Genomic DNA, 23,405 nt, shown 5'->3' with positions numbered 1-23,405 from the left:
AGCGGCTATGCCTTCTAGAATCGTTGGTCTTCAAGTTGCCTGAAAACTTCAGTTGCGGCTAGACCAACTTGACCGATTTTTCAGTTTCATGATGTAGCTGATCACTTCAGCAACAGCTTTATAGTGTTCTTCAGGAACTTCATCGTCGATTTCAACGGTGGCATAGAGCGCCCGGGTCAAAGGAGGATTCTGGATAATCGGAATCTCATGCTCACGAGCAATCTCGCGAATGCGCATGGCCGTGTCATCCACCCCCTTGGCGATACAGACAGGCGCCTGCATGGCTCCGGCATCATATTTGAGCGCCACCGAATAATGCGTCGGGTTGGTCAGCACCACAGAGGCCTCGGGAACAGCGGCCATCATGCGCTTGCGGCTGCGCTCCATGCGCACCTGCCGCAGCTTGGCCTTGACCATTGGGTCACCTTCCTGCTGCTTGTATTCCTCTTTGACCTCACGCATGGTCATCTTCTGTTTCTCATGCCAGCGATTGCGCTGATAGAGATAGTCGATACCGGCAACCACCGCCATAAAGAGGATCACCCCGAAAATAAGCTTGATCGCCAGACTTTGCACTAGCGGCAACAGCGCAAGCGGCTCCAGCCCGATCACCACGTCCAGCTTGTCGCGCTCGGGATAAAGCAGAAACCAGAACAAGGCGCCAACGACACCGAGCTTGACCAGTCCTTTGGCAAAATTAACAAGGCTCTCTTTGGAAAAAAGGCGCTTGAAACCACTGGCCGGGCTGACCTTGGAGAGCTTTGGTTTAATGGGCTCGGTGGTAAAGACGAATCTGTGTTGAATGAGATTGCCGATCACAGCCACTGTCACAAGCGCCAACATGGGCAGAATAAGAATGCCGAGCATTGAATAGCTCACTTTGGCCCAGAGCTGGGCCAGCAGTGAGCCATTGATCGACAAGTCCCAGGAATGCTCGATGAAACCCTTCAGATTGTTGGTAACGCCCTTGGCAATATAGCCACCAAGCACAGCAAGCACCAGTCCGGTCCCCATCATGGAGAACCAGGCGGATACTTCTTGACTCTTGGCCACATCGCCTTTCTTTATCGCGTCATCAAGACGCTTTTGCGTGGGCTCTTCCGACTTTTCTGAGTCGTCATTTTCATCGGCCATGACAGTCTCCTACATCCTGTCTTTCCAAATGCACTCACCTAATGCGCGGCTCGTCACCGCACGATAAAATTGCCAAGCACCTCTTCAACATGCCCCAGATACCAGGTCATCATCGTGACCAGAAGCACCATCAACAACAACAGGCCAACAAAGATGTTGGCAGGCATCGCCAGAAAATACACCTGCAACTGCGGCATAAGTCTGGATAACAGCCCCAACGCAAACTGGAAGATCAGCCCATAGACGATAAAGGGTGATGACAGTTTGATGCCGATAACAAAAGACTCTGCCAGAATATCCGTTGCGTATTGGGCAATATCTCCGATCGGAATCGGCTGATTGACCGGAAACAGTTGATAGCTGTCATACATCGCGGCAATCATCAAGTAATGCAGATTGGTGATGAAGATCATCGTCACGGCCAGCATGCTCAGAAAGGTGCCGATCTGCACCGTCTGCTGGCCAGAAGACGGGTCCGACCCCATGGCAAAACTCAAACCCATCTGGAAAGCAATTGTGGTCGCGGCAATCTGCAAGGCCGCCATCACCAGCTTTACGGAAAGCCCGATCAAGGCGGCCACAATCATCTCCCGCCCCATGGCAACGAGAATACCCGTAAAGGTGCCCGGCACGGCCCCATAGTTGCCCGAAACCATGGGATAGAGCACCAGACAGGTCATCAAGGCAATCACCAGCCTCAAACGCACAGATACCGCCTGCTCAGAAAAAGCTGGCAGCAACATGAACAAGGTTCCGATCCGGGAAAAGATCAGAACAAAGATGTAGGCCGTTTGAGGAAGGAGGTCGATGAGCATGCTTCATTCGCACCGTCAGACGCTGGGTAAGAACCGTCAGCCTGAAATGGCACGCTCCATCAACATTCGCATATAAGTGCTCAATGTCGCCCCGAAAAAGGGCATTGTAATGAGAATGGTGAGGAAAATGGCAATGATCTTGGGCACAAACACCAAGGTCATTTCCTGAATCTGCGTCAACGCCTGGAAAAGAGCAATGACCACACCGATCACCAACCCGACAACCATTGGCGGCGCAGCGATCTTGATTAGCACCCATACGCCTTCACGCGCAATATCGAGTACTTCCGGACCGGTCATATCAAATCTCCTTCAGATGGTGAGGCTAGAAACCGATCCGGCACGAAAAGGCGCGCAAAACGCGCCCATTCCATTAGATTGGCATCTGCATGATCGACTCATAGGAGGAGATCACACGATCCCGAATGGATACCATCGTTTCCAACGCCACTTCGGTTTCAGCAACCGCAGTTACGACATCAACAACATCGGCCTTGCCATCAATCATGGATGTTGCGGTTTTCTCGGCAACATCCCCTTTGTCGAGCACGCCCTGAACACCGTCTTTGACCATCGCTCCGAAATCGGGTTTCGTATCGGCGGCCTTCTGCAGTGACTGGTCCGGGTTAGTCTGATTCGTAAGCTGTTGAGCTAGATTATAAGCGTTCGCAGCACTCAAGGAAGTATTAATCATTGGTTAACTCGTCAGGCCCAGCACGGCCAATTGGGGTTGGGGGCGATTAGGAACGGATTACGCCTTGAGAATATCAAGCGTCTTGGTGACCATCTGGCGGGTGGCGGTAATGACGTTCAGATTGGCCTGATAGCTTCTCTGCGCCTGTTGCAGGTCGGTCACTTCCATCAGGGAATTGACATTGGGAAGCTTCACATAGCCTTCGTCATTGGCTGCCGGGCTGCCCGGATCATACTGCATGCGGAAGTCCGATTGATCGGGCAACACACGACCCAATTCGACAAGATTGGCCTCAACCTCTTTGTCAAACCGCGAGCGGAAGGACGGAATCTGACGCCGATAAGGGTCCCCGCCCGGCTCCCTGGCCGTAGAATCAGAGTTGGCAATGTTTTCCGAAATCACACGCATGCGGCCGCTTTGCGCATGCAGGCCGGAAGCTGCAATCATGATCGATTTCAGGAAATCCATCTCGTCTTCTTCCTTTCAATTGGCGTCGAACCCTCATTGATCCCGTACGCGTTTCAAACCTCATCCCGAGCCCAGGGCCCCGGACTATCGCCAAGGCACGTGCTCAGCCTCTAACCTTTTCTGACAGCAGTGCGGATCATCCCCAAGCCCTTGGAATAAAGGCTGGCAACCGCCTGATAGTCCATCTGGTTGGCCGTCACTTTCATCATCTGCTCTTCGAGATTCACGTTATTACCCGAGGGTGTCACTTCGAAGCCGTCCACATCCTTGCCAACCAGCTTGTTATCCGGAAAGATCGCCTTTCCCTGCAAGTGATGGCTGTTGGTCTTGCGTGTCTGCAGCCCGCTTTCGCGCGGGATATTCAGGACACTATCGAAATTGACCGGAGCAAGATCCTTGGCGTTATATTGGGGACTATCCGCGTTTGCGATATTCTCGGCCAACACGCGTTGCCTCGTTTGATGCCAATGCATCTTGGAACGAAGCATCGAAAATAGTTTCAGGTCTCCAATTGCCAAAGGTTTGCCTCGTGAATTTGAGTGCGCAGCAATGCAAGGCGATGCCTTCATCAGCTCTTGCGGCAAATTTTGCCTATCAATTGGTTAACAAGTCATTAACGAATTGGAAGTCACAAGAAAAATTGGCTGAAACCGGACTGTTCTGTAAAAAATTACAAGGGGTAAAATTTGCATTTTGCGTATAAAAACCGCCAAAAATATTTCAAGATTGTTAAAATGCAATCATAGATTCAGATTCGCTCGAGGCATGTTTTTCGCTGTACGCAGAAATGGAAAGCACGAGTCTGAACTCACAACGACTGAATAAAGACAAGATTGGAAACCCTATGTTGAGCATTGAAAGCGGAGTGCTTGTTCAGGTCCTGATCGGCTTTGGCGTGATCCTGATTTTGATATTTCTACTGACATGGATCATGAAAAAGCTGAATCTAGTATCGGCACGCATTGCCAGACAGGGTGAAGATCCAAGGCTGTCAATCAAGGAAGTGATCGCGGTGGATCACAAGCGTCGCCTGCTTCTGGTGCAGCGCGATCATGTCGAGCATCTGTTGCTCATCGGCGGAGAATCCGACCTGTTGGTCGAACATCACATCCCCGCCCAGCAAATGCAGAAGCAGCCATCACATGCACAGATGCAGCCACAACAGGCCGCACCGGTTGTTCAACCGCCATTAGCGCAGCCAGCTCCTGCACCGTCCAGCCCGGCACAGCAGATGCCTGCCCAGCAGCAGACATCCCAACCAACATCAACGGCCGCTCCTCGCATGCAGGCTCAGCGTCCGGCAGCCCCGGCACAACAGCCAGGCCAACCGGTTTCAGGCTCCCCGACAGCTCCTCATATGCAGCGCCCACAGGACCAATTGCAAAGACCAGCAGCCCGCACCGGTGGCCCCGGCATGGCGCCACCGGTCCATCCGGCCGAACGGAACAACCTGCAACCAAGAGACCCACGGCCACAGCAAGCCCCTGTCATTCATCAAGGCTCGGCCTCTGAGCAGAGTAGGCAGGACGCGCAGCCGCAACCGAAACCGGAAGCGCCACGTACCATCCATCCCGCAGCTCCTCAGGATCACGGACAGCATGTCGATCCTGTAAAGCGTTCGCCCATCGCACAGCCAGATAATGGCGAAAAGCCGTCGTCCGGCGAACATGATGTCAAGGCTGTCAAAGAGCAGGATAGCAAGCCTACGCATCCCGCTGGACGAGAGACCTCCGCTTCCAAAAACCAACCTATCGAAGCACTGCCCACTGCAGCGCGCGCTTCTGAAGCGCAGGCTCCTGCAACGCAGAAATCGCCTAAACCGTCTTCTCCTGATCAGCCTGAAAGCGCCAAGAGGGAGCCAGAGACGTCTAAGCAGCGCGCTGAAGCAAACAGAACGCCGTCTGAACAGCAGACCACCAATGCACAGGATTCGGCCTCAGCTGACGCGGGAAGCAAAGCTGCAGGCAAGGAAACAGAAACGCTCTCTCAGCCAACTCAGCAGCCTGATCAGGCGTCTGTTGAGGCATCACAAAGGGGAGACCAGGGAGCAGATCCAAAGCCAGCTCCACAGGTTCAACCTTCTCAGGCCCAACGTCCTCAGCCGCAGCGGCCTCGGCCACAAGCTGCGGAATCTCGCGGCCCGGAGCCGCAAGAGGAAAGAAAGCCACAGGCTCCTCGGCAAAATCCTGACGCTGCCAATGAGGCTGAAGCGCATCAACGGGCAGCGGCGACCCCGCAGCCACAGCGGCCCCGTCCAATGCCACAACAGCAACAAACCCCTTCGGAACAGCGCAGTGATGAGCAGGCGCAGCCCACCCCACCTGCGGGCGAAGCACAGCCCAAACCGCAGGCCCCCTCGTCAGACAAGGCCGATCAAGAGCCCGAAATCGAGCCTCTCTCCAAATCTGCTTCCTACGATGACGAGATCAACAGGCTCCTGAATGAGCTTTCGAGCGAAATTAAAAAATGAACCTATTCAGCTCGAAAGAGACGTCAGCTGCACGAGACCAAAAGCATAAAGGTACTCGGCCCCGGTCATGGGGCCGTTTCCTGCTTCTAGGGGTCATGAGTTGCATTGCCATCGCGGCCTTCTGCTTGGTGATCTATCCCAACCCGGCCTTCGCCCAGCAGCTCTCCATTGGCTTCGGGGATGACCTGACCCTGACAGAGCGGGCAGTTCAACTGGTCGCCCTAATCACGGTTCTGTCCCTTGCCCCATCGATCCTGATCATGGTGACATCCTTCACCCGGATTGTTGTGGTGCTGTCTTTGCTGCGCTCGGCGCTTGGCCTGCAAACATCGCCGCCCAACACGGTGATGGTATCACTGGCGCTATTCCTGACGGCCTTCATCATGGCCCCAACCTTTGAGGAAGCCTACAATACCGGCATCGAACCGCTGGTGCAGGGCACGATAGAACCCGCCGAAGCGTTTGATCTCACATCTCGCCCCTTCCACCTGTTCATGCGACAGCATGTGCGCGAGAATGACCTTGCTCTGTTTCTCGACATGGCCAATCAGGAAGCGCCGGAAACACCGGAAGATTTGAGCCTCCGCGTTCTCGTTCCGGCCTTCATGATCAGTGAATTGAGACGAGGTTTCGAGATTGGCTTCTTGATCTATCTGCCCTTCATCATCATCGATCTGGTGGTCGCTTCCATTCTCATGTCGATGGGCATGATGATGTTGCCGCCAGTCGTGATCTCGCTGCCGTTCAAGCTCATTTTCTTTGTGTTGATTGATGGCTGGAACCTGATCACAGGATCGCTCGTGCGTAGTTTCCTGGGGAGCTAGCCTCCCCTTTTCTATCGCGAGTATAAAAGAAGAAGTCCAAGCGGTGCGCCCTTCAGGGTGCGCCGCTATTTTGCTATCTACCTTTCGCGCCACCCAGATACCATGCCAACCAAAGCCCGGGATCGTGACTTCATGGTCAACAGGAGGAAATCAGGCTTGCGGTGCAGTCTCGCCATTGCCTGCAGCATTAGCAGCTGGAACGGCCTGCTCGGCAACATTGCCAGCCCCGCCATTGGGCTGCAAATAGCGGCTGCGATATTCTTTGAGGAACCGCTCCATGGTACTGATACCCGCAATTTCCTGTGCAATGGCCTGGAACTCCTGACCGCTGCGTTGCTCAATGGGCAGCGTCACCACATCAAACGCGCCAGAAACAGGCGTATCCGACATCATCTTGGCATATTTTCTGCGCAGACGATCCAGCCCCAACCGGTCATCAGAAAGGCTGTAGGCAATACCCGCCCGCAAAATGTTAGTCTGTTCATCCTGATCCAGCGGATCCGGCACGCTCCATCGATCTCCCATCATCTGCTCGATTTGCTCGGCAGTATCCTGCCAGCGTTTGGAGCGCCAGAGAATATCGGCGCGTAATTGCTCCACATCTCCCCCTTGCAGGGGTTTGATGAGATCAAGAGCCAGATCCACCTTGTTCAACTCTGCCAGAGCCTTGGCTTCAACCAACCGGCGCTGACGCTCCAGAGAAAGCGGCAACTGCGACTGTCGCGTCCTGCGCAATACATCCAGCGCTTTGTTGGGTTTACGGTCGAGCAAATAGATCACAGCCAGGTCGGCAGCAATCTGTGAGCGGGCGGCTCCCTTGAGGCGATTGTCAACCTGATGTTTAAGCAGCTCTTCGGCACGATCCAGCAGATCCACTTCCACCAGCTTGTCGGCCAGGCGCCGGACCATTTCATCGCCGCGACGGCCAACCGGCGTCAGCTCGCGAAAGTCGTAATAGAGCGACAAGGCCTTGATGGCCGACAATTCATCCACCTTGCCATCAAGAAAGAGCGACGAAAACACGCCGTTCATTTCTTCCTGCAAAACGCGTGTCACGTCCGAAGCCGCGTCCGAACTGGTCGCCGCCTTCAGGGTTTCGAAGGCGTTGCGGAATTCCCCCTTGTCGACATAAAGATGAGCAAGGCTCCTTAAAGCATTCAGTTCCACGTCATCGCCGCGCCAGATGGTCGTCAGTCCCTCAAGCTCATCAATGGCTTCGTCATTGGTGAGCTGCTTTTCCTGATTCTTGAGCTTGATTTCCTGCAACCACGCATCTGTCGCAATCGGCAGATATCGGGTCTCCCGCGCTGTCTTGAAGGCTTCCAGCGCCTCGGCGGATTCATTTCTTGCAACAGCAATCTTGCCCCGTAGCAGATTGTAGCGCGCAACACCTTCCTGATCCAGATAAGCAGGATTCACTTCGGCCAAAGCAGCAGATGCGCTGCCAAACTGCTGGTCCAACAAGGAAATTTCGACGCCGTCCAGCAACATCATGTTGCGCACATGAATGCTGTAATCCTGAGCCACCGTTGAGGCAAGATCCAGAGCGTCCTCGGCTTCTCGCCAGCGCCCCGAACGGGCAGCGGCCAGACCACGCCAAACAGAAGCATCTGCGTCATTGTCAAATTCGGGATGGTTTAGCCGACGGAAAGCCGAATCCGGCCGTCCAGAAAACAGTTCGGCAGCCGCAAACAATGTGCGAAACCCGCGACCGCGCGCAAATTCTGGGGCTGTATCTTCAATGATCTGCAAATGGCCAAGCGCTTCCGTGCCATAACCATTGGCAAGCAGCAGCTTGGCGAGTGCCATTTCGCTCTGAATGGCCATCTGGTCATCAAACTGGGAAACCTTCGCTTCCAGCGCCTGTCTTTCGCGGGTAAAAACCGTCGGCGACGGAGCAATCAGCGACTCCAGATTAAGGTAGGTCTCCCTCACAGTACCATTTCCGGAGGTCAGCCCACTCAGATCGACCTTCGCTGCTCCCGAGTTTGACAGGGTCAAGCCGTTGCTCGAGCTGATATAAATGAACCCGCCATCACGCGCCACCTGCAAATCATCCACTCTTTCGGTCAACGCAATGCCGTGCGCAGAAACCAGAGTGGCGAAATCAACAAGTTGCTGCGATTTGACAAAGCCGCGCGCAGGCCCCAGCCCGGTGACCACATGAATATTCTCGCCGGTGCCCGGATCGCGCAGTTTGAGGATACTTCCTGTACCTTCGAACTTAACGCGCATGGCAGAGCGACCGCCGCTGATCTTGGTTCGCGCCATATGCAGCGGTTTGGTCGGTTCGACCACCATATCTCCGATCGTCAAAAGCCAGCCATATCCCTCAGGGGAAAATGTGACCAGACGGGAGTTTTTGAGCGGAATGCGCAACACGGCAATACGACCGGAGCGCCATACTTCCAGATCATCCGCGATGGCATTCAGCTGCCCGCGCGCCGCAGAGACATCAAGCCCTAGCGGCGTATCGAACACGGCCCAGATGACACCACTTTTCTTGAAAACGGCAGACGCAGTGGGATTCTTGAATGGAAAGAACAGGCGAACCGAACGCCCGAAGGCCTTGGCCTCGACAGGCAGCATTTGCGCGGTCAAATCCGGCAAAGCGCCAGTCATACGTTCTGCATTGGCCGCACCTGATATGCTCTCTTCACCGGGTAGAACCTGCTCCTGGGTCGTACCTGCCTGAGCAATTGGCATCTGAGCTTGCTGCTGTTCCGGCGCGACAGGCATAACGTCGACATTAGGTACCGTCGTTTCCTCAATCACCACCGGTGATGGAGTTGGCGTCGGAACCTGCGCAGGCGCTGGCACCAGCTCGGAAGGGGCTTCCACCTTGGCGGTCGCACCAGACATCGAGGGCGGATTGACCGCCTCCGCTTCAGCAGCTGCCGGTGGTATGGCAAGATAGCGCTCATCGGGCGCCCCGTTGAGCGCTGCATTCTGAGCATTCGGGTCAGCTGCACCAGCAACGGTCGGAGCGATTGGCTCGGTCACTTGCGAATTGGCAAAGAGCGCATTGTCCTGACTTTCACCATTCGGCCCCGGCCCGAGAATGACCTCGTCAGCTGCATTATTCGTATCTGCCGCAGGCCAATTGTTGGCATCGGCTAACCGGTTGTTGCCTGCAGGCGCTGCAGCATCTGCGCTCCCCCCCGTCCCATTGGCGATAAGAACTCCACTGTCGCCGGGACTAGAGACGGCACGTGTGATACTGTCTTCAGCGCCCTGCGCCTGAAACAGAACCTTGTCGCCAGTTATGTCGACGATGTAGGAATCATCTTCGCGAAAAGCACGTACATCCGATGTGGGCGCCACAAAAATCCTGAACAGCGTGCCTCCATTTTCATGGGACATCTGAATGTCACTCACCAAAGGAGGCAGCTCTGCACGCAGCTTGGATAGATCCGCATCCGCCTTGTGGTTGAAAAACACTCGGACTTCCGGCCCCTGACGCTCGAATGTGGAGTCAAAGGGAATGTTCCAGATAAAAGCCGCACGCGTAAAGGTCGGATGATCACCGATCCGCAGATCGAGTTTGGGGCGTACTTGCGAGCCTTTTTTGGCCTGCTCGAGAGATCTGGCAAGACGCAACGCTTCTTCAGCGCGTTTGGCTAGCTCGCGCACCACTTCTGGCGGCAAGGAAGGCGGCAGGCCTGTCCAACTGGTCGGCAACAGATCGATATATAACCGCTCGCCCGCTTCCATAGTGTTGATACGCACATTGGGCTTCAACGCAATCCGGATGCCCTGCCCGTCCGGATCCAGTCGCGCAACCGTGACATAATCCGGCAGGATTGTTGGCAAAGACATAACCGGGGAGGAATTGACAGACTCATCGAAGCGGATAACAAAAATGCTGTTTTCCTGCTTGATTGAGTAGCCCGGCAACAGATTGCGCCCTTTGAAGTTGAGAATGATCCGCCCGAACCCCTCTTCCTGGGTTGTAACGATCTCAAGCTCGCCGGTCTGCGAGCCATCTGCGCCGCCGTCAATTTGCTGCGCCAAACTATGGCTTGCAAAGACCGAGACAAACAGCAGGCAAAGCAGAATGAAAGATGCAAGTCCACGCCCCAGTCCACCCGCAAGGGAGCGGATCGGGCTGCACACCTGATCATATTTCAACGCAAACTGCCGCGCCGTCTCCGTCATAAAAGCTCTCCGGATCTCAAAGCAAAACGGGTGATCTGCAAATACGAACATCACCCATCTTTTTCTCTGGAGACCAACCTAAACGAAAATGCTTTCCGGCTAATTACCAAAGCCGTTAAACACGTCTGCATCAATCACCAGACTAATTCCCGATCTGGGGCAATTCATCCGCCGCCAGCGACTGCACATTCTGCTCGAGCGAATTGCTATTGGCGATTGCAGCACTCAATGAGCTGGCTGATTCCGCCTTCATCTGGCCCATGATTGCGGCCAGCTTGCGTGACTTCATGGATTTGACAATATCAAGCAGAATGTCCTGATCCATGACTTCGAAGATTTGCGCAGCCTGCTTGGATTTCATCGAAGAATACATGGCTACCAGACGATTGATGTCCGCCTGCTGTTCCTCGTCGCGCTTCTTGGTCGCCAGAGCAATGGTCTGCTCAAGCGACTTGAGTTCATCCACACGCTGTTGCAAACGCTTCTCTGCCGCCTTCAGCAAGGCTTCACGCATTTCGATACTTCTGGCGCGTTCGTCCAGTTCCTTGCGACGATTGGCCAGTCGCTCCAGAATGGCAAGCTCGGAGCGCGAACTCTGGGTCGGATCAATCCGCATGCCATCCACCAGAGAGGGTGGCTCTTCATCCATATTCGGTGCGGGCATATCAGCCGGAGCTGGAGCATTGCCAGTATCTCCCGCTGCAGCGCCACCATCAGCAGCAGGTGCAGGCGCTTCCTGAGCCAGTGCGGGCGTGGTGGATACGGCAGACATGTCACTATAGACCACCAGATGAGCCACCTTGATAAACAATAGCCCGACAACCGCGATAAGAACGGTTGGAAGCAAACGCACTTGGGTCATGCCGCAACACCTCTTTTTTGCCGAATGGCCATCAAACGTTCAGACGTCGCCGCAGCCACATCCTTGAGATTACGGGGTTTTTCAACTGCTTCCACCAACGGCGCAGACTGTTCGCGCTCCATGGCTTCATAATGCGCATGAGCAGAAACACCACGATACCCGCTATTGACGCGGTCATACTCCACATCGCGATCAAGAGCAGCGTGTGCGGCCAGCTTCTGTGGCTCGGCGGCTGCAGCGACAGCGCCGCCACGCACTGCGTCGGAAATCTTGACCAGCCGGCCAACGACACCTTCCCCTTGGGAAACGTAATATTGCAGCTCAGAAGCCAACCGCTCGGCTTCCATCAGACGATGGGACAAATTCTTGTCGCAATCCCCTGCGGTTGCCTTCAGGCCCAGAATGGCGCGCTCTGCAATTTCGGTCGCCGTAATCAATTCCGCGATGGTCGCCCGCAAAGCTTCTTCATCATTGCGTAACCGTTTCAGTCGACGGTTCAGCGTTATACAATAGCCAATCGTCAGAACGAGCAAAAAGGCGACAAGCAATTCAATCATCATTCCAGCAGACATCTACTCACCCTTTCCAGATCCGCCCTGAGCGGCTTTTTCAAACGCAGAAAGCGTCATTTTCGGCTTAGCCAGTTTATTGGATACCTGAACGGAAATATTCCCGTTATGCTGTCCCATGACCCCCTTGGTCAGATAGACATTTCCGCATTTCAGACGCACCGGATCATCCGGGCCACTGTCCAGCATCAAGGTCTGCCCGACATCCAGTTTCATGATGTCATTAAGGGACATTTTCTTCTCGAACAGAAGCGCATCAACGCTGATTTGCGAATGATAGACTTCCGTTGCCAGATGCCCTTCCCAAATGGGATCACGCCCGAATTTCTCACCCATGAACATCTGCAAGAGTAGATCACGAATGGGTTCGATGGTCGCATAAGGCAGCAACATTTCAATCTTGCCGCCGCGATCTTCCATATCGATGCGCAATTCAACCAGAATGGCCGCATTGGCAGGGCGGGAGATCGCCGCAAAGCGCGGGTTTGTCTCAAGACGTTCCAGCGTAAAATTGACCGGTGACAGCGGCGCAAATGCAGCCTCGGCATCTTCAAGAACGATGTCGATCATCTGGCGCACCAGGTTCAGCTCGATCGTCGTATAAGGACGCCCTTCGACACGGATCGCAGATGTGCCCCGCCCGCCACCAAGCAGAACATCGATGATGGAATAGATGAGGCTTGAGTCAACCGTAATCAATCCAAGGTTATCCCACTCTTCAGCCTTGAACACCGTCAGAATGGCGGGCAGCGGAATAGAGTTCAGATAATCCCCGAACCGGATTGACGTGATGGAATCCAGAGAAACCTCGACGTTGTCCGAAGTAAAATTGCGCAGGCTGGTGGTCGTCATCCGAACCAGGCGGTCGAACACGATCTCCAGCATTGGAAGACGTTCGTAAGAAACGATGGCCGAGTCGATCAGCGCACGCACACCGCTGCGCTCGCCGGCAAAGCCATCATCCAGACTGAAGCCAAGCAGGTTGTCGATTTCTTCCTGATTAAGCACACGATCAGCGCCGCGCGAGGAATTTTCGTCCCCGTCCATCGGCTCGTCAATCATCGCAGCCCATTGCGCAGCCATTTCATCGGCACTACCGGCACCCTGCTCTTCCAGAGCGGCGCCCCAATCGGCCATCAGGTCTACGCTGTCATCATCGTCAGCCATTTGAAGTCCTACTGAATCAGGATTTCCTTGAACAGAATATCATTCACTTTAACCGGATAAATCGCATCATTGATCCGTTTCAACAGCTCTCTCTTGAGGCGGAACAAACCGGCAGATCCTTCCAGATCCCGCGTTCTGAGCTCTCGCAGATAAACCTGAAATGCATCCAGCACCCGAGGCATGAACGGCTCGATCTTCTGCGCCTGTTCCTGACTGATCAGCTCCAGAGACACCTTGAGACGCAGATATTGCGCACGACGGTTCTGGGAATTCAGATTCACAGTCATTTCAGGCAGATCGTAGAAATAGGCCTTGCTCTCTGGCTCTGCATTCGGATCGTTCTCCGGCTCTATCAACTCGTTGGAAGAAGAAGAGGAGAACAGGAAGAAATAGGCTGCAGCGCCACCGCCAATCAGCAGAACGAGCGCAAGGGCTGCGATGACAATCAGCTTCTTTTTGCCGCCGCCAGAGCCTCCCTCTTCTTCACCATTTTCATTCTCTTCCGACATATCGGACCCAATCTGATAACGATTCATCAATCATGGTTAATAACCCTTAATAAATAGCGCAGAAAAGGTTAACAAAACCTTTCTAAACCTTAACCACAGCCAAATAGGCAACTTTTTCCCACTGGGCATTTTTGCACCCTGAATTCATTGCCGCAGCGCCAATTATAAATCAACAACCTATTGAAATATATAGCTTTCGCAATTTGGCACGCATCATGCTTAACAAACATTGAACGCATCACGCTGGGGAGCAGAGATGCGCATCATTTGGGAGCAAAGTGGTTAACGGTTATGGAGAACCTACAACTTATAGGTCTGACGCGGCAGATGGTTCTGCGGCGTAAAATGGATGTAATCGCCAACAACTTGGCAAACATCAACACGGCAGGCTACAAATCAGACAACCTGCTGTTCAAGGAATATGTCATGCCCGTGGCCGAAATGAACGATTTTCGGTCTTCGGACAAAAAGCTGTCCTATGTACAAGATGACGTCATCGTGCTTCAGTTCGAGCCCGGCTCGATCGTCGCGACCGGCAATCCGGCCAACGCAGCCATCAACGATGACTCGTCCTTCTTCGTCGTCAACACTCCGCAAGGGGAACGCTACACGCGCAATGGCGAATTCGAAATCAACGGCCAGGGCCAGTTGGTAACAACAGAAGGCTATCAGGTTCAGGGCATTGACGGCCCGATCACGGTAACGCCCGAAGACACCAACTTCGAAATTGCCCGCGACGGCCTGATCACATCAGATCAGGGCGAGTTGGGGCAACTGCAGGTCGTTACCTTCGACAATCTTCAAACCCTGAAGAAGGAAGGCAAGTCTCTCTTCATCGGAGAGAATGCTGTTGCCGTTGAAGATCCCAACATCATGGGTGGCCATGTCGAACAATCCAACGTGCATGGCGTAGTTGAAATTTCCCGCATGATCGAAGTCTCGCGCTCCTATGGCTCTCTCGCCAAGGCGCTCAAGGCAACCAACGATCTACGCGAGAACGCAATTGACAAACTCGGCAGATTGAATGCCTGACGCAACTAGAACAGGAGATCGAAAATGAGAGCCCTCCATATCGCATCCACTGGCATGATGGCGCAGGAACGCAACGTCGAGGTCACGTCGAACAACATCGCCAACATGCGGACCACTGGCTACAAGAAGCAGCGCGCCCAGTTTCAGGATCTGCTTTACCAGGATCTGCGCCGCTCCGGTTCCAACACCTCCGCACAGGGCAATCAGGTGCCAGTCGGGGTGCAGATCGGGTCTGGTGTCAGACTGGCCGCAACCTCACGCATCATGTCGCAAGGATCACTGGAAAGCACCGGCAAGGAGCTGGACGTCGCAATTCGTGGCGAAGGCTACTTCCAGATTACCCTGCCAGACGGCACAACAGCCTATTCTCGCGACGGGTCTTTCGAGATTGATAGCGAAGGTCGACTGGTGACCGCTGATGGCTACGAAGTGCAGCCCGGTATCACCTTCCCCGACGACACCCGCGACATCACCATCAGCAACGATGGCGAGATCCAGGTCACCGTCGGCAACAGCACGCAGAACACGACACTAGGTCAATTGACGCTGGCACGCTTCATCAACAAGGCCGGTCTGGAACCAATGGGCGACAACCTCTTTCTGGAAACCAACGCCAGTGGCGCGCCTCAGGTTGCGGTTCCGAATGCAGATGGCTACGGCAACATGCTGCAAAAATATCTGGAAAGTGCCAACGTCAACTCGGTTACTGAGATCTCCGACCTGATCGCAGCACAGCGCGCTTATGAAATGAACTCCCGTGTCATTCAGGCAGCAGACGACATGCTGTCGGCAACCTCACAGCTAAGCTAGGCCAGATAAAATGAGATTTTCATTGAACACATATCGGGAACGCAAGGCTGCCGACTTGGGACGCAGGATCAAGGCTGCCGTTTTTACCGCACTGACCACCAGCGCCATTCTTCTTGCCGGTCCGAGCGCTTGGGCGACCACTTTCAATGCCGACACCGCAATCCTGAAAAAGAATGTCACTGTCGATACCCGCCTGGTAACACTTGGCGATCTGTTCCAGAATGCTGGTTCCTACGCGAACAAGGCCGTTTTTCGCGCTCCTTCTCTGGGGCAAAGCGGCACCATCCAGGCAGACCGCGTAATCGATGCCGCCCTGCAGGCAGGTCTCAGCAGGATCACGACCAACAATATTTCGGTCGTCCGCGTCGCCCGCCTGTCCGAGCTGGTAACCGAAATGGACATTCTCAGCAAACTGGAAGCCCAGTTGAAGGCAAAGGGATATGTCGATGACACAGCCAAGCTCGATATCGAGCTTACGAACCACCTGTCTGACCAGCACGCAGCCCCCGGTGGCTTTAGCCCGTTTGAAATCAGAAGCTTGCGCTACGACCGGATGAGCGGACGCTTTTCTGCCAATCTGCAGATCTATGGGCGCGACGACCTTGGCGTTATTCGCCTTGGTGGCGAGGCGATGGAAACCGTCATGGTGCCAGTTCTGAGCCGCACCATACGACGCGGCGAAATCATCTCGAAATCCGATGTTACCTTGACGCCAATGCCACGCCAGAAAGCGCAAGTGGCAAGCGCGGCAACTCTGAACGAAGTCATAGGCAAGGCTGCCCGTCAGTCTCTGCGCGCAGGCATCATCGCCAATGCGGCCTATTTCACCGAGCCGGACATGGTGAAACGGTCTGACATGGTCACCATCGTCTTCAATGCAGGCAACCTCAATCTGTCCATCATGGGCAAGGCCCTCTCCGATGGCTCGAAGGGCGATGTCATTCCTGTACAGAATTCCCAGACCAGCCGCGTTATCCGCGCCGAGGTCATCGGACATGGCCTGCTTGAAATCGGCCAACCCGGCAGTATCGTCGCATCCCTTGGAGCCAACTGATCATGAAAACGAGACAAATTTTGACAATCTGCCTCATGGCTTCCGCGCTCAGCGCATGCGGTGCTGGCGAACGTTTGAAAAATATCGGCAAGGCCCCTGCTCTGGCCGCCATCGACAATCCGACAACCCAGAAAGGCTACAAGCCTGTGCAGATGCCGATGCCGACCGTAGAACCGGCCGCCTATAGCCCGAACTCGCTCTGGCAAACCGGATCACGCAAATTCTTCAAGGATCAGCGTGCCGCCAAAGTCGGTGATATCCTCACCGTACAGGTCAGTATCACCGACAGCGCAAAAATCGACAACACGACCTCTCGCAGCCGCAGCGGCAACGACAATGTCGGCCTTACAGGCTCTGTCGGCTCCATTCTGGGCAGCGCCCTGTCTGGCATCAATGAAATTGACGCGACCAATCTGGCCAACGCGTCATCCACCTCTTCATCCGAAGGAACGGGAGCCATTGATCGGTCTGAAACCATTACAACATCCGTCGCGGCTGTTGTTCTTCAGGTTTTGCCAAACGGCAATCTCGTGATCGAGGGCCGTCAGGAGATCCGTGTCAATTTCGAGGTTCGTGAAATTCTCGTCGCCGGTATCGTTCGGCCAGAAGACATCGCGTCTGACAACACCATTGAATCGGAAAAAATTGCCGAAGCGCGCATTGCCTATGGTGGCCGCGGCCAGCTCTCCGATGTCCAGCAACCACGCTATGGCCAGCAGGTCATGGACGTCATCCTGCCATTCTAACCGCGTTGCGGGCCTGAGCCCGCAGCTCCCACGCTCCCCAATCGGTTCTGATAACCACCAGGACCGGTTTCCGGCGAGGTCCGCTCCCAAACCGACCTCCCGATCCGTGATCAGAACCATGCTCCCAAATTTGGCCTGATCACAAATAAAAGGCGCGGATCCATCTCCAGGATCCGCGCCTTCTATTATTGAATTCGTATCAGCTCACTAAAAAAGCAGACAACCCATCGGGATCAATCGTCCCGATAGACTTTTTCTCTGCGCTCGTGGCGTTCTTGCGCCTCGATGGACAAAGTAGCCGTTGGCCGTGCATCCAGACGCTTCAGAGAAATGGGCTCCCCGGTATCTTCGCAATATCCGTAGGATCCATCTTCAATCCGCTTCAAGGCTGCATCGATTTTGGATATGAGTTTTCGCTGCCGGTCGCGCGCGCGCAATTCGATCGCCCGGTCAGTTTCCGAAGAGGCCCTGTCAACAAGATCGGGATGATTAGAATTCTCATCCTGAAGATGCTGCAAAGTCTCACGGCTTTCTTTCAAAATATCGTCTTTCCACTGTTGTAGTTTTAGACGAAAATATTCAATTTGCCGTTCGTTCATGAAGGGCTCACTGTCCGAAGGACGATAGTCACTATCTATCTCGATCGACATGGGCTAACCCCTTAGTTCCCTGGAAAAGACGAGAGTTATATAGAGGTAGCAAGGCTCGCGCACAACTACTCATTATAAAAAAAGTATAAAGAGATTAATTTTAGGGCGTAACCCCATGGAACTGATCTTAAATTAGCAACGGATACTCAGTTTGCGGAAACAGCTTCAAGTTTTGCGACTTCAACTTGAGCTCTTAAAGCTATTTCTTCAATAAGAGCATCGATTCGCTCATCTCCAGTCTGTTCATGATCGCTAGACAGCCGTTCCAGTTGCTGCAAGACGGCGAGCGATAGGGTTCCACAAAGAATCCCCATACGCAGCTCCTCAAGCAAATCCAGCATCTTGTTGCCCTTGCGCACAGCCTTGCGACGCTTACCCTGAAGGGCATCATCGACAGATTGCAGAGCCAGCAACGAAGACATGTCCTGCACAGCACTGCTCTGGGCGGTTTGCTGGGAGCGGGTTGCGCTTTGCGTCTCTTCAGGCACAGAAAAACTGCCAGAGGATGACTTGGACGCTCCGGCCTTGCCAGTCTTTCCGATATGCTTTGTTCCAGATCCACCTTGAACGCGCATTTCAAATCCTTCGTTTATCTGTGGCTCACGCCAACTCTACCAAATCAATCCCGCACAAAAAACCGCAAGACGCCGAAACCGGCGCCTTAGGAAAAGATTAACCCAATTAGTTAACGCAACGTTAACCAACTCGGCAATTTCTGCAGTGGACTTAATTTCAACATTATCGGAAACATTCTAAAATACCTTTAAAAAGCGTGCCTTTCTGCGCTTTCTTGGCAGAAACCAGCCACTCCCGCCTGTTGGCACATGCTTTGCAAAGTGAATAGCGAACACTCTTGCAAAATGAAAAGCCCATAGCACCAACAGCCTGATTGAAAAGGTTTACCAACAATGTCACTGCGTTCTTTCATCCTGACGGTATTTGCACTTCTCTGCATGGCCGTTCTTCCGGCGCATAGCGCATCCCGGATCAAGGATATTGTTGACTTCGAAGGCATCAGAGACAACCAGTTGATTGGCTATGGCCTTGTCGTGGGGCTGAATGGCACCGGCGACTCGCTCAACAGCGCCCCTTTTACCAAGCAGAGCTTGCAGTCAATGTTGGAACGTATGGGCGTCAACATCTCTGGCACAAACCTCAACACCAAGAATGTCGCCGCCGTCATCGTAACGGCAACGTTGCCTCCTTTTGCAGTGCAGGGCTCGCGCATTGACGCTACAATCAGTGCCCTTGGTGACGCAGGTAGCCTGCAGGGCGGCACCTTGATGGTAACCCCACTGATGGGTGCAGACGGTGAAACCTACGCAATTGCGCAAGGCCCGATTGCCATTGGCGGTTTCACCGCCGAAGGCGATGCGGCAACCGTGACGCAAGGAGTGCCGACATCTGGTCGCATCGCAAACGGCGCCGTGGTTGAACGCGAGCTTTCCTTCCAGTTGGCAAGCATGACGACCCTGCGCCTTTCCCTGCGCAACCCGGATCTCACGACCGCTCGCCGCATTGCACAGACAATCAACGACCTGATCGGCCAGCCGGTTGCCGAGCCGCTGAACCCGACGGGCATCCGCCTTACCCTGCCGAAACACTTCAACGGCAACATGGTTGACCTGATCACGGACATCGAACAGCTGAATGTGGAGCCGGATCTGCCCGCAAAGATCGTTATCGATGAAACCACCGGCATTATCGTGATGGGACAGGAAGTGCGCGTCAGCACCGTCGCCATCGCTCAAGGCAACCTGACGGTCACCGTCAGCGAAACGCCACAGATCAGCCAGCCCAACGCATTTGCGAACGGACAGACTGCCGCCGCTCCGCGCTCGAATGTTGACGTCAACACGGACACCGAGAAAAAGCTGGCCCTGCTGCAAGGCAGTGTGCCCCTTCGCGATCTGGTGTCCGGTCTCAATGCTCTGGGGGTTGGCCCGCGTGACATGATTTCCATTCTTCAGGCCATCAAGGCCGCAGGCGCCCTTCAGGCAGAAATCGAGGTGATGTAATGACCGCAGTCACTTCAACCCCCTTTTCCATTGCCCAGAACAAGGGCCTTCAAACCAACCTGAGCCGGGAAGAACAGGCCCGTCAGGCCGCTCAGGAATTTGAAAGTGTGTTCCTCTCACAAATGCTCTCGGGCATGTTCGAGGCGTGGGAGGAGACGAATTCGGCGACTCTTATGCGCAGAACACCTATCGCAGTCTGCTGACAGAAACCTATGCAGATGAAATCACAAAAGCTGGCGGCATCGGCATTGCGGACTCCGTAATGCGAGAGCTGATCAGCATGCAGGAAATGGAACAATAAAATGTCCGAGCACCAGAACGCCCCCCAGAATCCTGTAACCCAGGCCGCAGCGCTCGCCAAAGCCCCAATTGGCAGCCCCGAAGACGTACAGCGCTTGCTTGGGGCCATCGAACAGATCATGGATGCGCTCGACAATGTCTTGATTGAGGAAACCGCTCTTCTGCGAAACGGCGAAATCAAAGAAGCTCTGGATCTTGTTGAAGCCAAGAACCAGCTTTCCATTCAGTATATGCTGTTGCAGAAGTCCATTGCCGCCAACGCTTCGCTCGTCAAGCAATTGGCCCCGCAGGATGCAGAACTATTGGCACGCCGCCATGAAATGTTCCAGTCCACCCTGCAAACCAACCTGGCCGTAATTGCGACAGCCAAGGAAGTCTCTTCCGAGCTGGTAGGCGACATCAACGAGGTGATCCAGAAGGGCGCCAAGGCCCAGACGTATGGCAACGCAGGTCAGGCCCCCGTGCAAGTAAGCCAGAAGCAGGGCATCTCCATCGACACACGCTCATAAGCTAGGTCTTTTTGGTTCATGAATAGAGCGAATAAAAAGCGCGCCGAAAAAGAGTTGAAAGCGGCACAAAAGCTTTTTAACGCTGCCAGCTATAGTCAGGCAGCAGAAATCTGCCATAACCAAATTCAAACCTATCCGGATTTCCTGCCAGCAAGAGAATTGTTGGCAGAAATCTTTTTTACGCTCGGCAAACCCCATGAAGCATCGGCAACAATGGTCGATCTGGCCGTAAAGAATCCCGAAGACATTGAGCTGCAGTCCAAGACCGGACGGACACTTCAGCGTGCCAAGCTGTTCAACGACGCCGTTGAATTTTTCCAGAATGCGGTCACCAAAGCTCCTACCAATTCTCAAAAATGGGCGGACTTGATCGCCTGCATGTACGCTGCGACCGCACAGGAATCCCGCCAAACCGGAAATGCGTCTCCGGCAGCCTTTACCCCTCTCGTAACATTAGGAAAAAACGCCCTTCAGTCCTTTCCGGAAGACCTGCAGCTCTGTGCTCTGGTTGGAGACATTTTTTCTGCGGCAGGTCTGGAAAATGCAGCAATCCTATGTTTCAAGCGCGCCATGCAAGCGACACCGGTCATCCCCGAAGCACATATCCGCTGGCTTGAGGACCGACTGCGCAATCAGGCTTATGAGGACATTGTTGCCTACTCTGAAAAGCACGCAAATGCATCACTGGAGATTCCTGCTGCCAGACGAATGATAGGCGCAAGCCTTGATCATCTCGCACTCTTTGATCGAGAGGAAACTTTTCTAAGCAGGGCCTTAGCCAGATTCCCAGAGGACGCTCACCTCAGAGCAGGACGTGGTAGAGCGCGCATGTTTCTTGGAAAATTCGAAGAAGCCCTTGAGGATCTCAACAAGAGCATCAGGGCGTTACCCGAGCAGGCCGGGCTGAAATACGAGAGAAATCTCGTACAGAAAAACCTTGGCAACATTGCTCAGGCCGCAAAAGACGAATATGCCCGTTTCGAAATACAGACGCAAAACCCGGTCCTTGATCTTGATGTTCCTCATTGGAAAGGAGAATCCATCGAAGGAAAACGGCTTTTGGTATGGTCTGATCAGGGGATCGGAGATGTTTTCAAGCATGTCCAACTGATGAAAGAAATCCCTTCAGAAGTGCAAACAACCCTCTTGTCCAGAAAGAAGACCCTCGACTTGCTCAGGGTCATTTTGCCCGGTGTCAATATCCAGCAACTGCCTAGGCAGGTTGAAACCTTTCAGCTGGAAGACAGTAGAGACAACGCAGCGGGCAAAGCTGCTGCACCGATAGGCCTCTTCCCCGGCAAGCAACAGAAGCGGCTGATGAACAAATATGAGAAAGTTGACGGGAACTATGACTATCAAATCCCCCTCACCTGTCTTTATACCTTGTTCAGACCCAATCTGCGGTCATTTATCGACAAAACAATGGCAATTCGGTTACCGCATGAGATTATGAAGCCCTTCCTTGAGCACGAGCTCATGCGGCACAATGGCAATACAAAAGTCGGTCTGGCATGGTCTAGCATCAAGAAGAACAAATTGACCGACCGAAACTATCTCTCGCTAGAAGATTTACTACCGATCTTGCGCTTACCTGGCTTCGATTTTTTCAACTTGCAATATTCCGCCTCAGAAGAAGAAATCAAAGCCTTCCGCGAAGAGTTCGATGTGCCGATTTATCATATTCCCGGCTTGGACATAAATGACGACCTACTGAACACGGCAGCATTTACAGCCTGCCTTGATCTGTTTGCAGGTCCGGCAAACAGCAGTGCAGATATGGCCGGCGCCATGGGCGTAAAAAGCTACCGGATGGATCTCGTACATCTGCCGGAGAATCTCGGGCAACAATTCATACCCTGGTATGAAGACCAGTTTTGTCGTTCCATTCCGTGGGGCAAAACGGTGCATGACTATCTTGATGACATGTCTGATTGGCTGCTTCAGAATCGCGACCATAGAAGCATCGTTAGACAGACTAACTGAAGAAAATCAAAACCGCTTTCCTATAAAGCCAACAATATCTTTATGAATTTCCAGCATTTTTATTAAAATATTTGCCAAAATGAAGAAGAAATGACAAGGACCGCTTTTTAAGATATAGTTATTTCATACGACTGCGCATTGAGTATGAGGTACGTAAATGGATCTCTCTGTTCAGAAGATGCAGCCGCCAGCCACTACGCTGGGTAAAACTGCGGCGAAGAAGACCAGTAATAACTTGAGCGATGACTCGGTCGAGGATGTTCCTCGTGATCAGGCCATCGATTTCAAACACGGTAACACCGGATATGAAGCCGTTGATCCTGACAAGGAAAAATCACGGCCCAAGGATAAGCCCAAAAGACAAGGGCGCCGCAAAAATCGTCAGATGCTATCCGGCGACGACCTTCTGGAACTGACAAACACCTTGGAAACCGAACAGGAAGAGGACACGTCAGCGGAAGAGTTTTTGCAGGTGCGTGCCTATCAGGCCAAAACTCAGCCAAAAAACGAAGAGGACGACCTGCCTCATTTCGAAATAAATATCTAGAGATACGCCTGCCCGCCAAGTGCAAATATACGCGCCTGTTCGACAGGGTGCGTGGCTATGCGCCCTGCGCGGACGCTTCTGAGATA

25 protein-coding genes are annotated in these 23,405 nt (G+C 53.6%); 12 read left to right on the top strand and 13 right to left on the bottom strand.

What is annotated here, in order from left to right:
* Positions 1–48: 48 nt before the first annotated feature.
* The 6 genes from flhB to flgB form a co-directional block, all read right to left on the bottom strand.
* Entirely contained in the window at positions 49–1,134 is a 1,086-nt protein-coding gene (flhB, locus tag ACKPCT_RS01905; RefSeq protein WP_090074360.1) for a flagellar biosynthesis protein FlhB, read from the bottom strand.
* 53 nt (positions 1,135–1,187) lie between these two features.
* Positions 1,188–1,949: a flagellar biosynthetic protein FliR gene (fliR, locus tag ACKPCT_RS01900; RefSeq protein WP_090074358.1), complete on the bottom strand. Its 762-nt coding sequence runs from the start codon at positions 1,947–1,949 to the stop codon at positions 1,188–1,190.
* A 36-nt stretch (positions 1,950–1,985) separates the two neighbouring features.
* Positions 1,986–2,249 carry a flagellar biosynthesis protein FliQ gene (gene fliQ / locus ACKPCT_RS01895; RefSeq protein ID WP_090074356.1) on the bottom strand — a complete coding sequence of 88 codons (264 nt, stop codon included), beginning with the start codon at positions 2,247–2,249 and terminating at the stop codon, positions 1,986–1,988.
* 73 nt (positions 2,250–2,322) lie between these two features.
* Positions 2,323–2,643, bottom strand: a complete 321-nt coding sequence (locus ACKPCT_RS01890) for a flagellar hook-basal body complex protein FliE (RefSeq protein ID WP_090074354.1) — start codon at positions 2,641–2,643, stop codon at positions 2,323–2,325.
* Between the two features lie 57 nt (positions 2,644–2,700).
* Positions 2,701–3,111, bottom strand: coding sequence for a flagellar basal body rod protein FlgC (gene flgC, locus ACKPCT_RS01885; protein ID WP_090074352.1), 411 nt, complete (start codon positions 3,109–3,111; stop codon positions 2,701–2,703).
* A gap of 110 nt (positions 3,112–3,221) precedes the next feature.
* The gene (gene flgB, locus ACKPCT_RS01880; RefSeq protein ID WP_210186789.1) at positions 3,222–3,599 is read right to left on the bottom strand and encodes a flagellar basal body rod protein FlgB; all 378 of its coding nucleotides are present in this window, start codon (positions 3,597–3,599) and stop codon (positions 3,222–3,224) included.
* Positions 3,600–3,955: 356 nt separating this feature from the next.
* On the opposite strand from flgB, the gene ACKPCT_RS01875 reads away from it, so the two are divergent.
* Together ACKPCT_RS01875 and fliP are read left to right on the top strand one after the other, a co-directional pair.
* Complete coding sequence (locus ACKPCT_RS01875; protein ID WP_319568206.1) at positions 3,956–5,581, top strand: flagellar biosynthetic protein FliO; 1,626 nt, start codon at positions 3,956–3,958, stop codon at positions 5,579–5,581.
* A 95-nt stretch (positions 5,582–5,676) separates the two neighbouring features.
* On the top strand, positions 5,677–6,405 hold the full coding sequence (gene fliP, locus ACKPCT_RS01870; RefSeq protein WP_319568205.1) for a flagellar type III secretion system pore protein FliP: 729 nt from the start codon (positions 5,677–5,679) through the stop codon (positions 6,403–6,405).
* A 150-nt stretch (positions 6,406–6,555) separates the two neighbouring features.
* Here fliP and ACKPCT_RS01865 read toward each other — a convergent pair whose 3' ends face one another.
* The 5 genes from ACKPCT_RS01865 to ACKPCT_RS01845 form a co-directional block, all read right to left on the bottom strand.
* Positions 6,556–10,563 carry a hypothetical protein gene (locus ACKPCT_RS01865; protein ID WP_319568204.1) on the bottom strand — a complete coding sequence of 1,336 codons (4,008 nt, stop codon included), beginning with the start codon at positions 10,561–10,563 and terminating at the stop codon, positions 6,556–6,558.
* Positions 10,564–10,705: 142 nt separating this feature from the next.
* On the bottom strand, positions 10,706–11,425 hold the full coding sequence (locus tag ACKPCT_RS01860; protein WP_090074343.1) for a MotE family protein: 720 nt from the start codon (positions 11,423–11,425) through the stop codon (positions 10,706–10,708).
* Positions 11,422–11,997: a DUF6468 domain-containing protein gene (locus ACKPCT_RS01855; RefSeq protein ID WP_090074341.1), complete on the bottom strand. Its 576-nt coding sequence runs from the start codon at positions 11,995–11,997 to the stop codon at positions 11,422–11,424. Before ACKPCT_RS01855 ends, ACKPCT_RS01860 begins: the two co-directional genes overlap by 4 nt.
* Positions 11,998–13,161, bottom strand: a complete 1,164-nt coding sequence (gene fliM, locus ACKPCT_RS01850) for a flagellar motor switch protein FliM (RefSeq protein ID WP_090074340.1) — start codon at positions 13,159–13,161, stop codon at positions 11,998–12,000.
* An 8-nt stretch (positions 13,162–13,169) separates the two neighbouring features.
* Positions 13,170–13,670, bottom strand: a complete 501-nt coding sequence (locus ACKPCT_RS01845; RefSeq protein ID WP_090074441.1) for a flagellar basal body-associated FliL family protein — start codon at positions 13,668–13,670, stop codon at positions 13,170–13,172.
* A gap of 291 nt (positions 13,671–13,961) precedes the next feature.
* Between ACKPCT_RS01845 and flgF the strand changes: the two genes are divergently transcribed.
* The 4 genes from flgF to flgH are packed head-to-tail and all read left to right on the top strand — an operon-like array spanning position 13,962 to position 17,312.
* On the top strand, positions 13,962–14,702 hold the full coding sequence (gene flgF, locus ACKPCT_RS01840) for a flagellar basal-body rod protein FlgF (RefSeq protein ID WP_090074339.1): 741 nt from the start codon (positions 13,962–13,964) through the stop codon (positions 14,700–14,702).
* Positions 14,703–14,726: 24 nt separating this feature from the next.
* On the top strand, positions 14,727–15,512 hold the full coding sequence (gene flgG / locus ACKPCT_RS01835) for a flagellar basal-body rod protein FlgG (protein WP_090074337.1): 786 nt from the start codon (positions 14,727–14,729) through the stop codon (positions 15,510–15,512).
* Positions 15,513–15,534: 22 nt separating this feature from the next.
* On the top strand, positions 15,535–16,566 hold the full coding sequence (gene flgA, locus ACKPCT_RS01830; RefSeq protein WP_175528133.1) for a flagellar basal body P-ring formation chaperone FlgA: 1,032 nt from the start codon (positions 15,535–15,537) through the stop codon (positions 16,564–16,566).
* A gap of 2 nt (positions 16,567–16,568) precedes the next feature.
* Entirely contained in the window at positions 16,569–17,312 is a 744-nt protein-coding gene (gene flgH, locus ACKPCT_RS01825; RefSeq protein ID WP_090074334.1) for a flagellar basal body L-ring protein FlgH, read from the top strand.
* 233 nt (positions 17,313–17,545) lie between these two features.
* Here flgH and dksA read toward each other — a convergent pair whose 3' ends face one another.
* Positions 17,546–17,962, bottom strand: a complete 417-nt coding sequence (dksA, locus tag ACKPCT_RS01820) for an RNA polymerase-binding protein DksA (protein ID WP_090074332.1) — start codon at positions 17,960–17,962, stop codon at positions 17,546–17,548.
* 146 nt (positions 17,963–18,108) lie between these two features.
* On the bottom strand, positions 18,109–18,537 hold the full coding sequence (locus ACKPCT_RS01815; RefSeq protein ID WP_090074331.1) for a flagellar assembly protein FliX: 429 nt from the start codon (positions 18,535–18,537) through the stop codon (positions 18,109–18,111).
* A 333-nt stretch (positions 18,538–18,870) separates the two neighbouring features.
* Between ACKPCT_RS01815 and ACKPCT_RS01810 the strand changes: the two genes are divergently transcribed.
* From ACKPCT_RS01810 to ACKPCT_RS01785, 6 genes are all read left to right on the top strand, one after another.
* Positions 18,871–19,980, top strand: a complete 1,110-nt coding sequence (locus tag ACKPCT_RS01810; protein WP_090074329.1) for a flagellar basal body P-ring protein FlgI — start codon at positions 18,871–18,873, stop codon at positions 19,978–19,980.
* Positions 19,980–20,183, top strand: a complete 204-nt coding sequence (locus ACKPCT_RS01805; protein WP_319569459.1) for a hypothetical protein — start codon at positions 19,980–19,982, stop codon at positions 20,181–20,183. Before ACKPCT_RS01810 ends, ACKPCT_RS01805 begins: the two co-directional genes overlap by 1 nt.
* A complete protein-coding gene (locus ACKPCT_RS01800; RefSeq protein WP_319568203.1) occupies positions 20,126–20,281 on the top strand; it encodes a rod-binding protein in 156 nt (51 codons plus the stop codon). The genes ACKPCT_RS01805 and ACKPCT_RS01800 overlap by 58 nt, the downstream gene beginning before the upstream one ends.
* 1 nt (position 20,282) lies before the next feature.
* Entirely contained in the window at positions 20,283–20,789 is a 507-nt protein-coding gene (locus tag ACKPCT_RS01795; protein ID WP_090074326.1) for a hypothetical protein, read from the top strand.
* An 18-nt stretch (positions 20,790–20,807) separates the two neighbouring features.
* On the top strand, positions 20,808–22,772 hold the full coding sequence (locus ACKPCT_RS01790) for a tetratricopeptide repeat protein (RefSeq protein WP_319568202.1): 1,965 nt from the start codon (positions 20,808–20,810) through the stop codon (positions 22,770–22,772).
* A 157-nt stretch (positions 22,773–22,929) separates the two neighbouring features.
* On the top strand, positions 22,930–23,319 hold the full coding sequence (locus ACKPCT_RS01785; RefSeq protein ID WP_090074322.1) for a hypothetical protein: 390 nt from the start codon (positions 22,930–22,932) through the stop codon (positions 23,317–23,319).
* Positions 23,320–23,405 lie beyond the last annotated feature (86 nt).

Origin of the sequence: Cohaesibacter marisflavi (assembly GCF_963665895.2) — a bacterium.
Taxonomy (GTDB): Bacteria; Pseudomonadota; Alphaproteobacteria; order Rhizobiales; family Cohaesibacteraceae; genus Cohaesibacter; species Cohaesibacter marisflavi.
This window is presented reverse-complemented; position numbering and strand designations above follow the sequence as displayed.

What these genes read in the sequence shown, in the direction of transcription:
- flgF (WP_090074339.1), top strand. Translation starts at nt 13,962, where the DNA reads ATGGAGAACCTACAACTTATAGGTCTGACGCGGCAGATGGTTCTGCGG.
- ACKPCT_RS01875 (WP_319568206.1), top strand. Translation starts at nt 3,956, where the DNA reads ATGTTGAGCATTGAAAGCGGAGTGCTTGTTCAGGTCCTGATCGGCTTT.
- flgG (WP_090074337.1), top strand. Translation starts at nt 14,727, where the DNA reads ATGAGAGCCCTCCATATCGCATCCACTGGCATGATGGCGCAGGAACGC.
- flgB (WP_210186789.1), bottom strand. Translation starts at nt 3,599, where the DNA reads ATGCTTCGTTCCAAGATGCATTGGCATCAAACGAGGCAACGCGTGTTG.
- ACKPCT_RS01860 (WP_090074343.1), bottom strand. Translation starts at nt 11,425, where the DNA reads ATGACCCAAGTGCGTTTGCTTCCAACCGTTCTTATCGCGGTTGTCGGG.
- flhB (WP_090074360.1), bottom strand. Translation starts at nt 1,134, where the DNA reads ATGGCCGATGAAAATGACGACTCAGAAAAGTCGGAAGAGCCCACGCAA.
- ACKPCT_RS01795 (WP_090074326.1), top strand. Translation starts at nt 20,283, where the DNA reads ATGTCCGAGCACCAGAACGCCCCCCAGAATCCTGTAACCCAGGCCGCA.
- fliQ (WP_090074356.1), bottom strand. Translation starts at nt 2,249, where the DNA reads ATGACCGGTCCGGAAGTACTCGATATTGCGCGTGAAGGCGTATGGGTG.
- ACKPCT_RS01890 (WP_090074354.1), bottom strand. Translation starts at nt 2,643, where the DNA reads ATGATTAATACTTCCTTGAGTGCTGCGAACGCTTATAATCTAGCTCAA.
- dksA (WP_090074332.1), bottom strand. Translation starts at nt 17,962, where the DNA reads ATGTCGATCGAGATAGATAGTGACTATCGTCCTTCGGACAGTGAGCCC.
- ACKPCT_RS01845 (WP_090074441.1), bottom strand. Translation starts at nt 13,670, where the DNA reads ATGTCGGAAGAGAATGAAAATGGTGAAGAAGAGGGAGGCTCTGGCGGC.
- ACKPCT_RS01865 (WP_319568204.1), bottom strand. Translation starts at nt 10,563, where the DNA reads ATGACGGAGACGGCGCGGCAGTTTGCGTTGAAATATGATCAGGTGTGC.
- ACKPCT_RS01805 (WP_319569459.1), top strand. Translation starts at nt 19,980, where the DNA reads ATGACCGCAGTCACTTCAACCCCCTTTTCCATTGCCCAGAACAAGGGC.
- flgC (WP_090074352.1), bottom strand. Translation starts at nt 3,111, where the DNA reads ATGGATTTCCTGAAATCGATCATGATTGCAGCTTCCGGCCTGCATGCG.
- fliP (WP_319568205.1), top strand. Translation starts at nt 5,677, where the DNA reads ATGAGTTGCATTGCCATCGCGGCCTTCTGCTTGGTGATCTATCCCAAC.
- ACKPCT_RS01785 (WP_090074322.1), top strand. Translation starts at nt 22,930, where the DNA reads ATGGATCTCTCTGTTCAGAAGATGCAGCCGCCAGCCACTACGCTGGGT.
- fliR (WP_090074358.1), bottom strand. Translation starts at nt 1,949, where the DNA reads ATGCTCATCGACCTCCTTCCTCAAACGGCCTACATCTTTGTTCTGATC.
- ACKPCT_RS01810 (WP_090074329.1), top strand. Translation starts at nt 18,871, where the DNA reads ATGTCACTGCGTTCTTTCATCCTGACGGTATTTGCACTTCTCTGCATG.
- ACKPCT_RS01815 (WP_090074331.1), bottom strand. Translation starts at nt 18,537, where the DNA reads ATGCGCGTTCAAGGTGGATCTGGAACAAAGCATATCGGAAAGACTGGC.
- ACKPCT_RS01790 (WP_319568202.1), top strand. Translation starts at nt 20,808, where the DNA reads ATGAATAGAGCGAATAAAAAGCGCGCCGAAAAAGAGTTGAAAGCGGCA.
- fliM (WP_090074340.1), bottom strand. Translation starts at nt 13,161, where the DNA reads ATGGCTGACGATGATGACAGCGTAGACCTGATGGCCGATTGGGGCGCC.
- ACKPCT_RS01855 (WP_090074341.1), bottom strand. Translation starts at nt 11,997, where the DNA reads ATGTCTGCTGGAATGATGATTGAATTGCTTGTCGCCTTTTTGCTCGTT.
- flgH (WP_090074334.1), top strand. Translation starts at nt 16,569, where the DNA reads ATGAAAACGAGACAAATTTTGACAATCTGCCTCATGGCTTCCGCGCTC.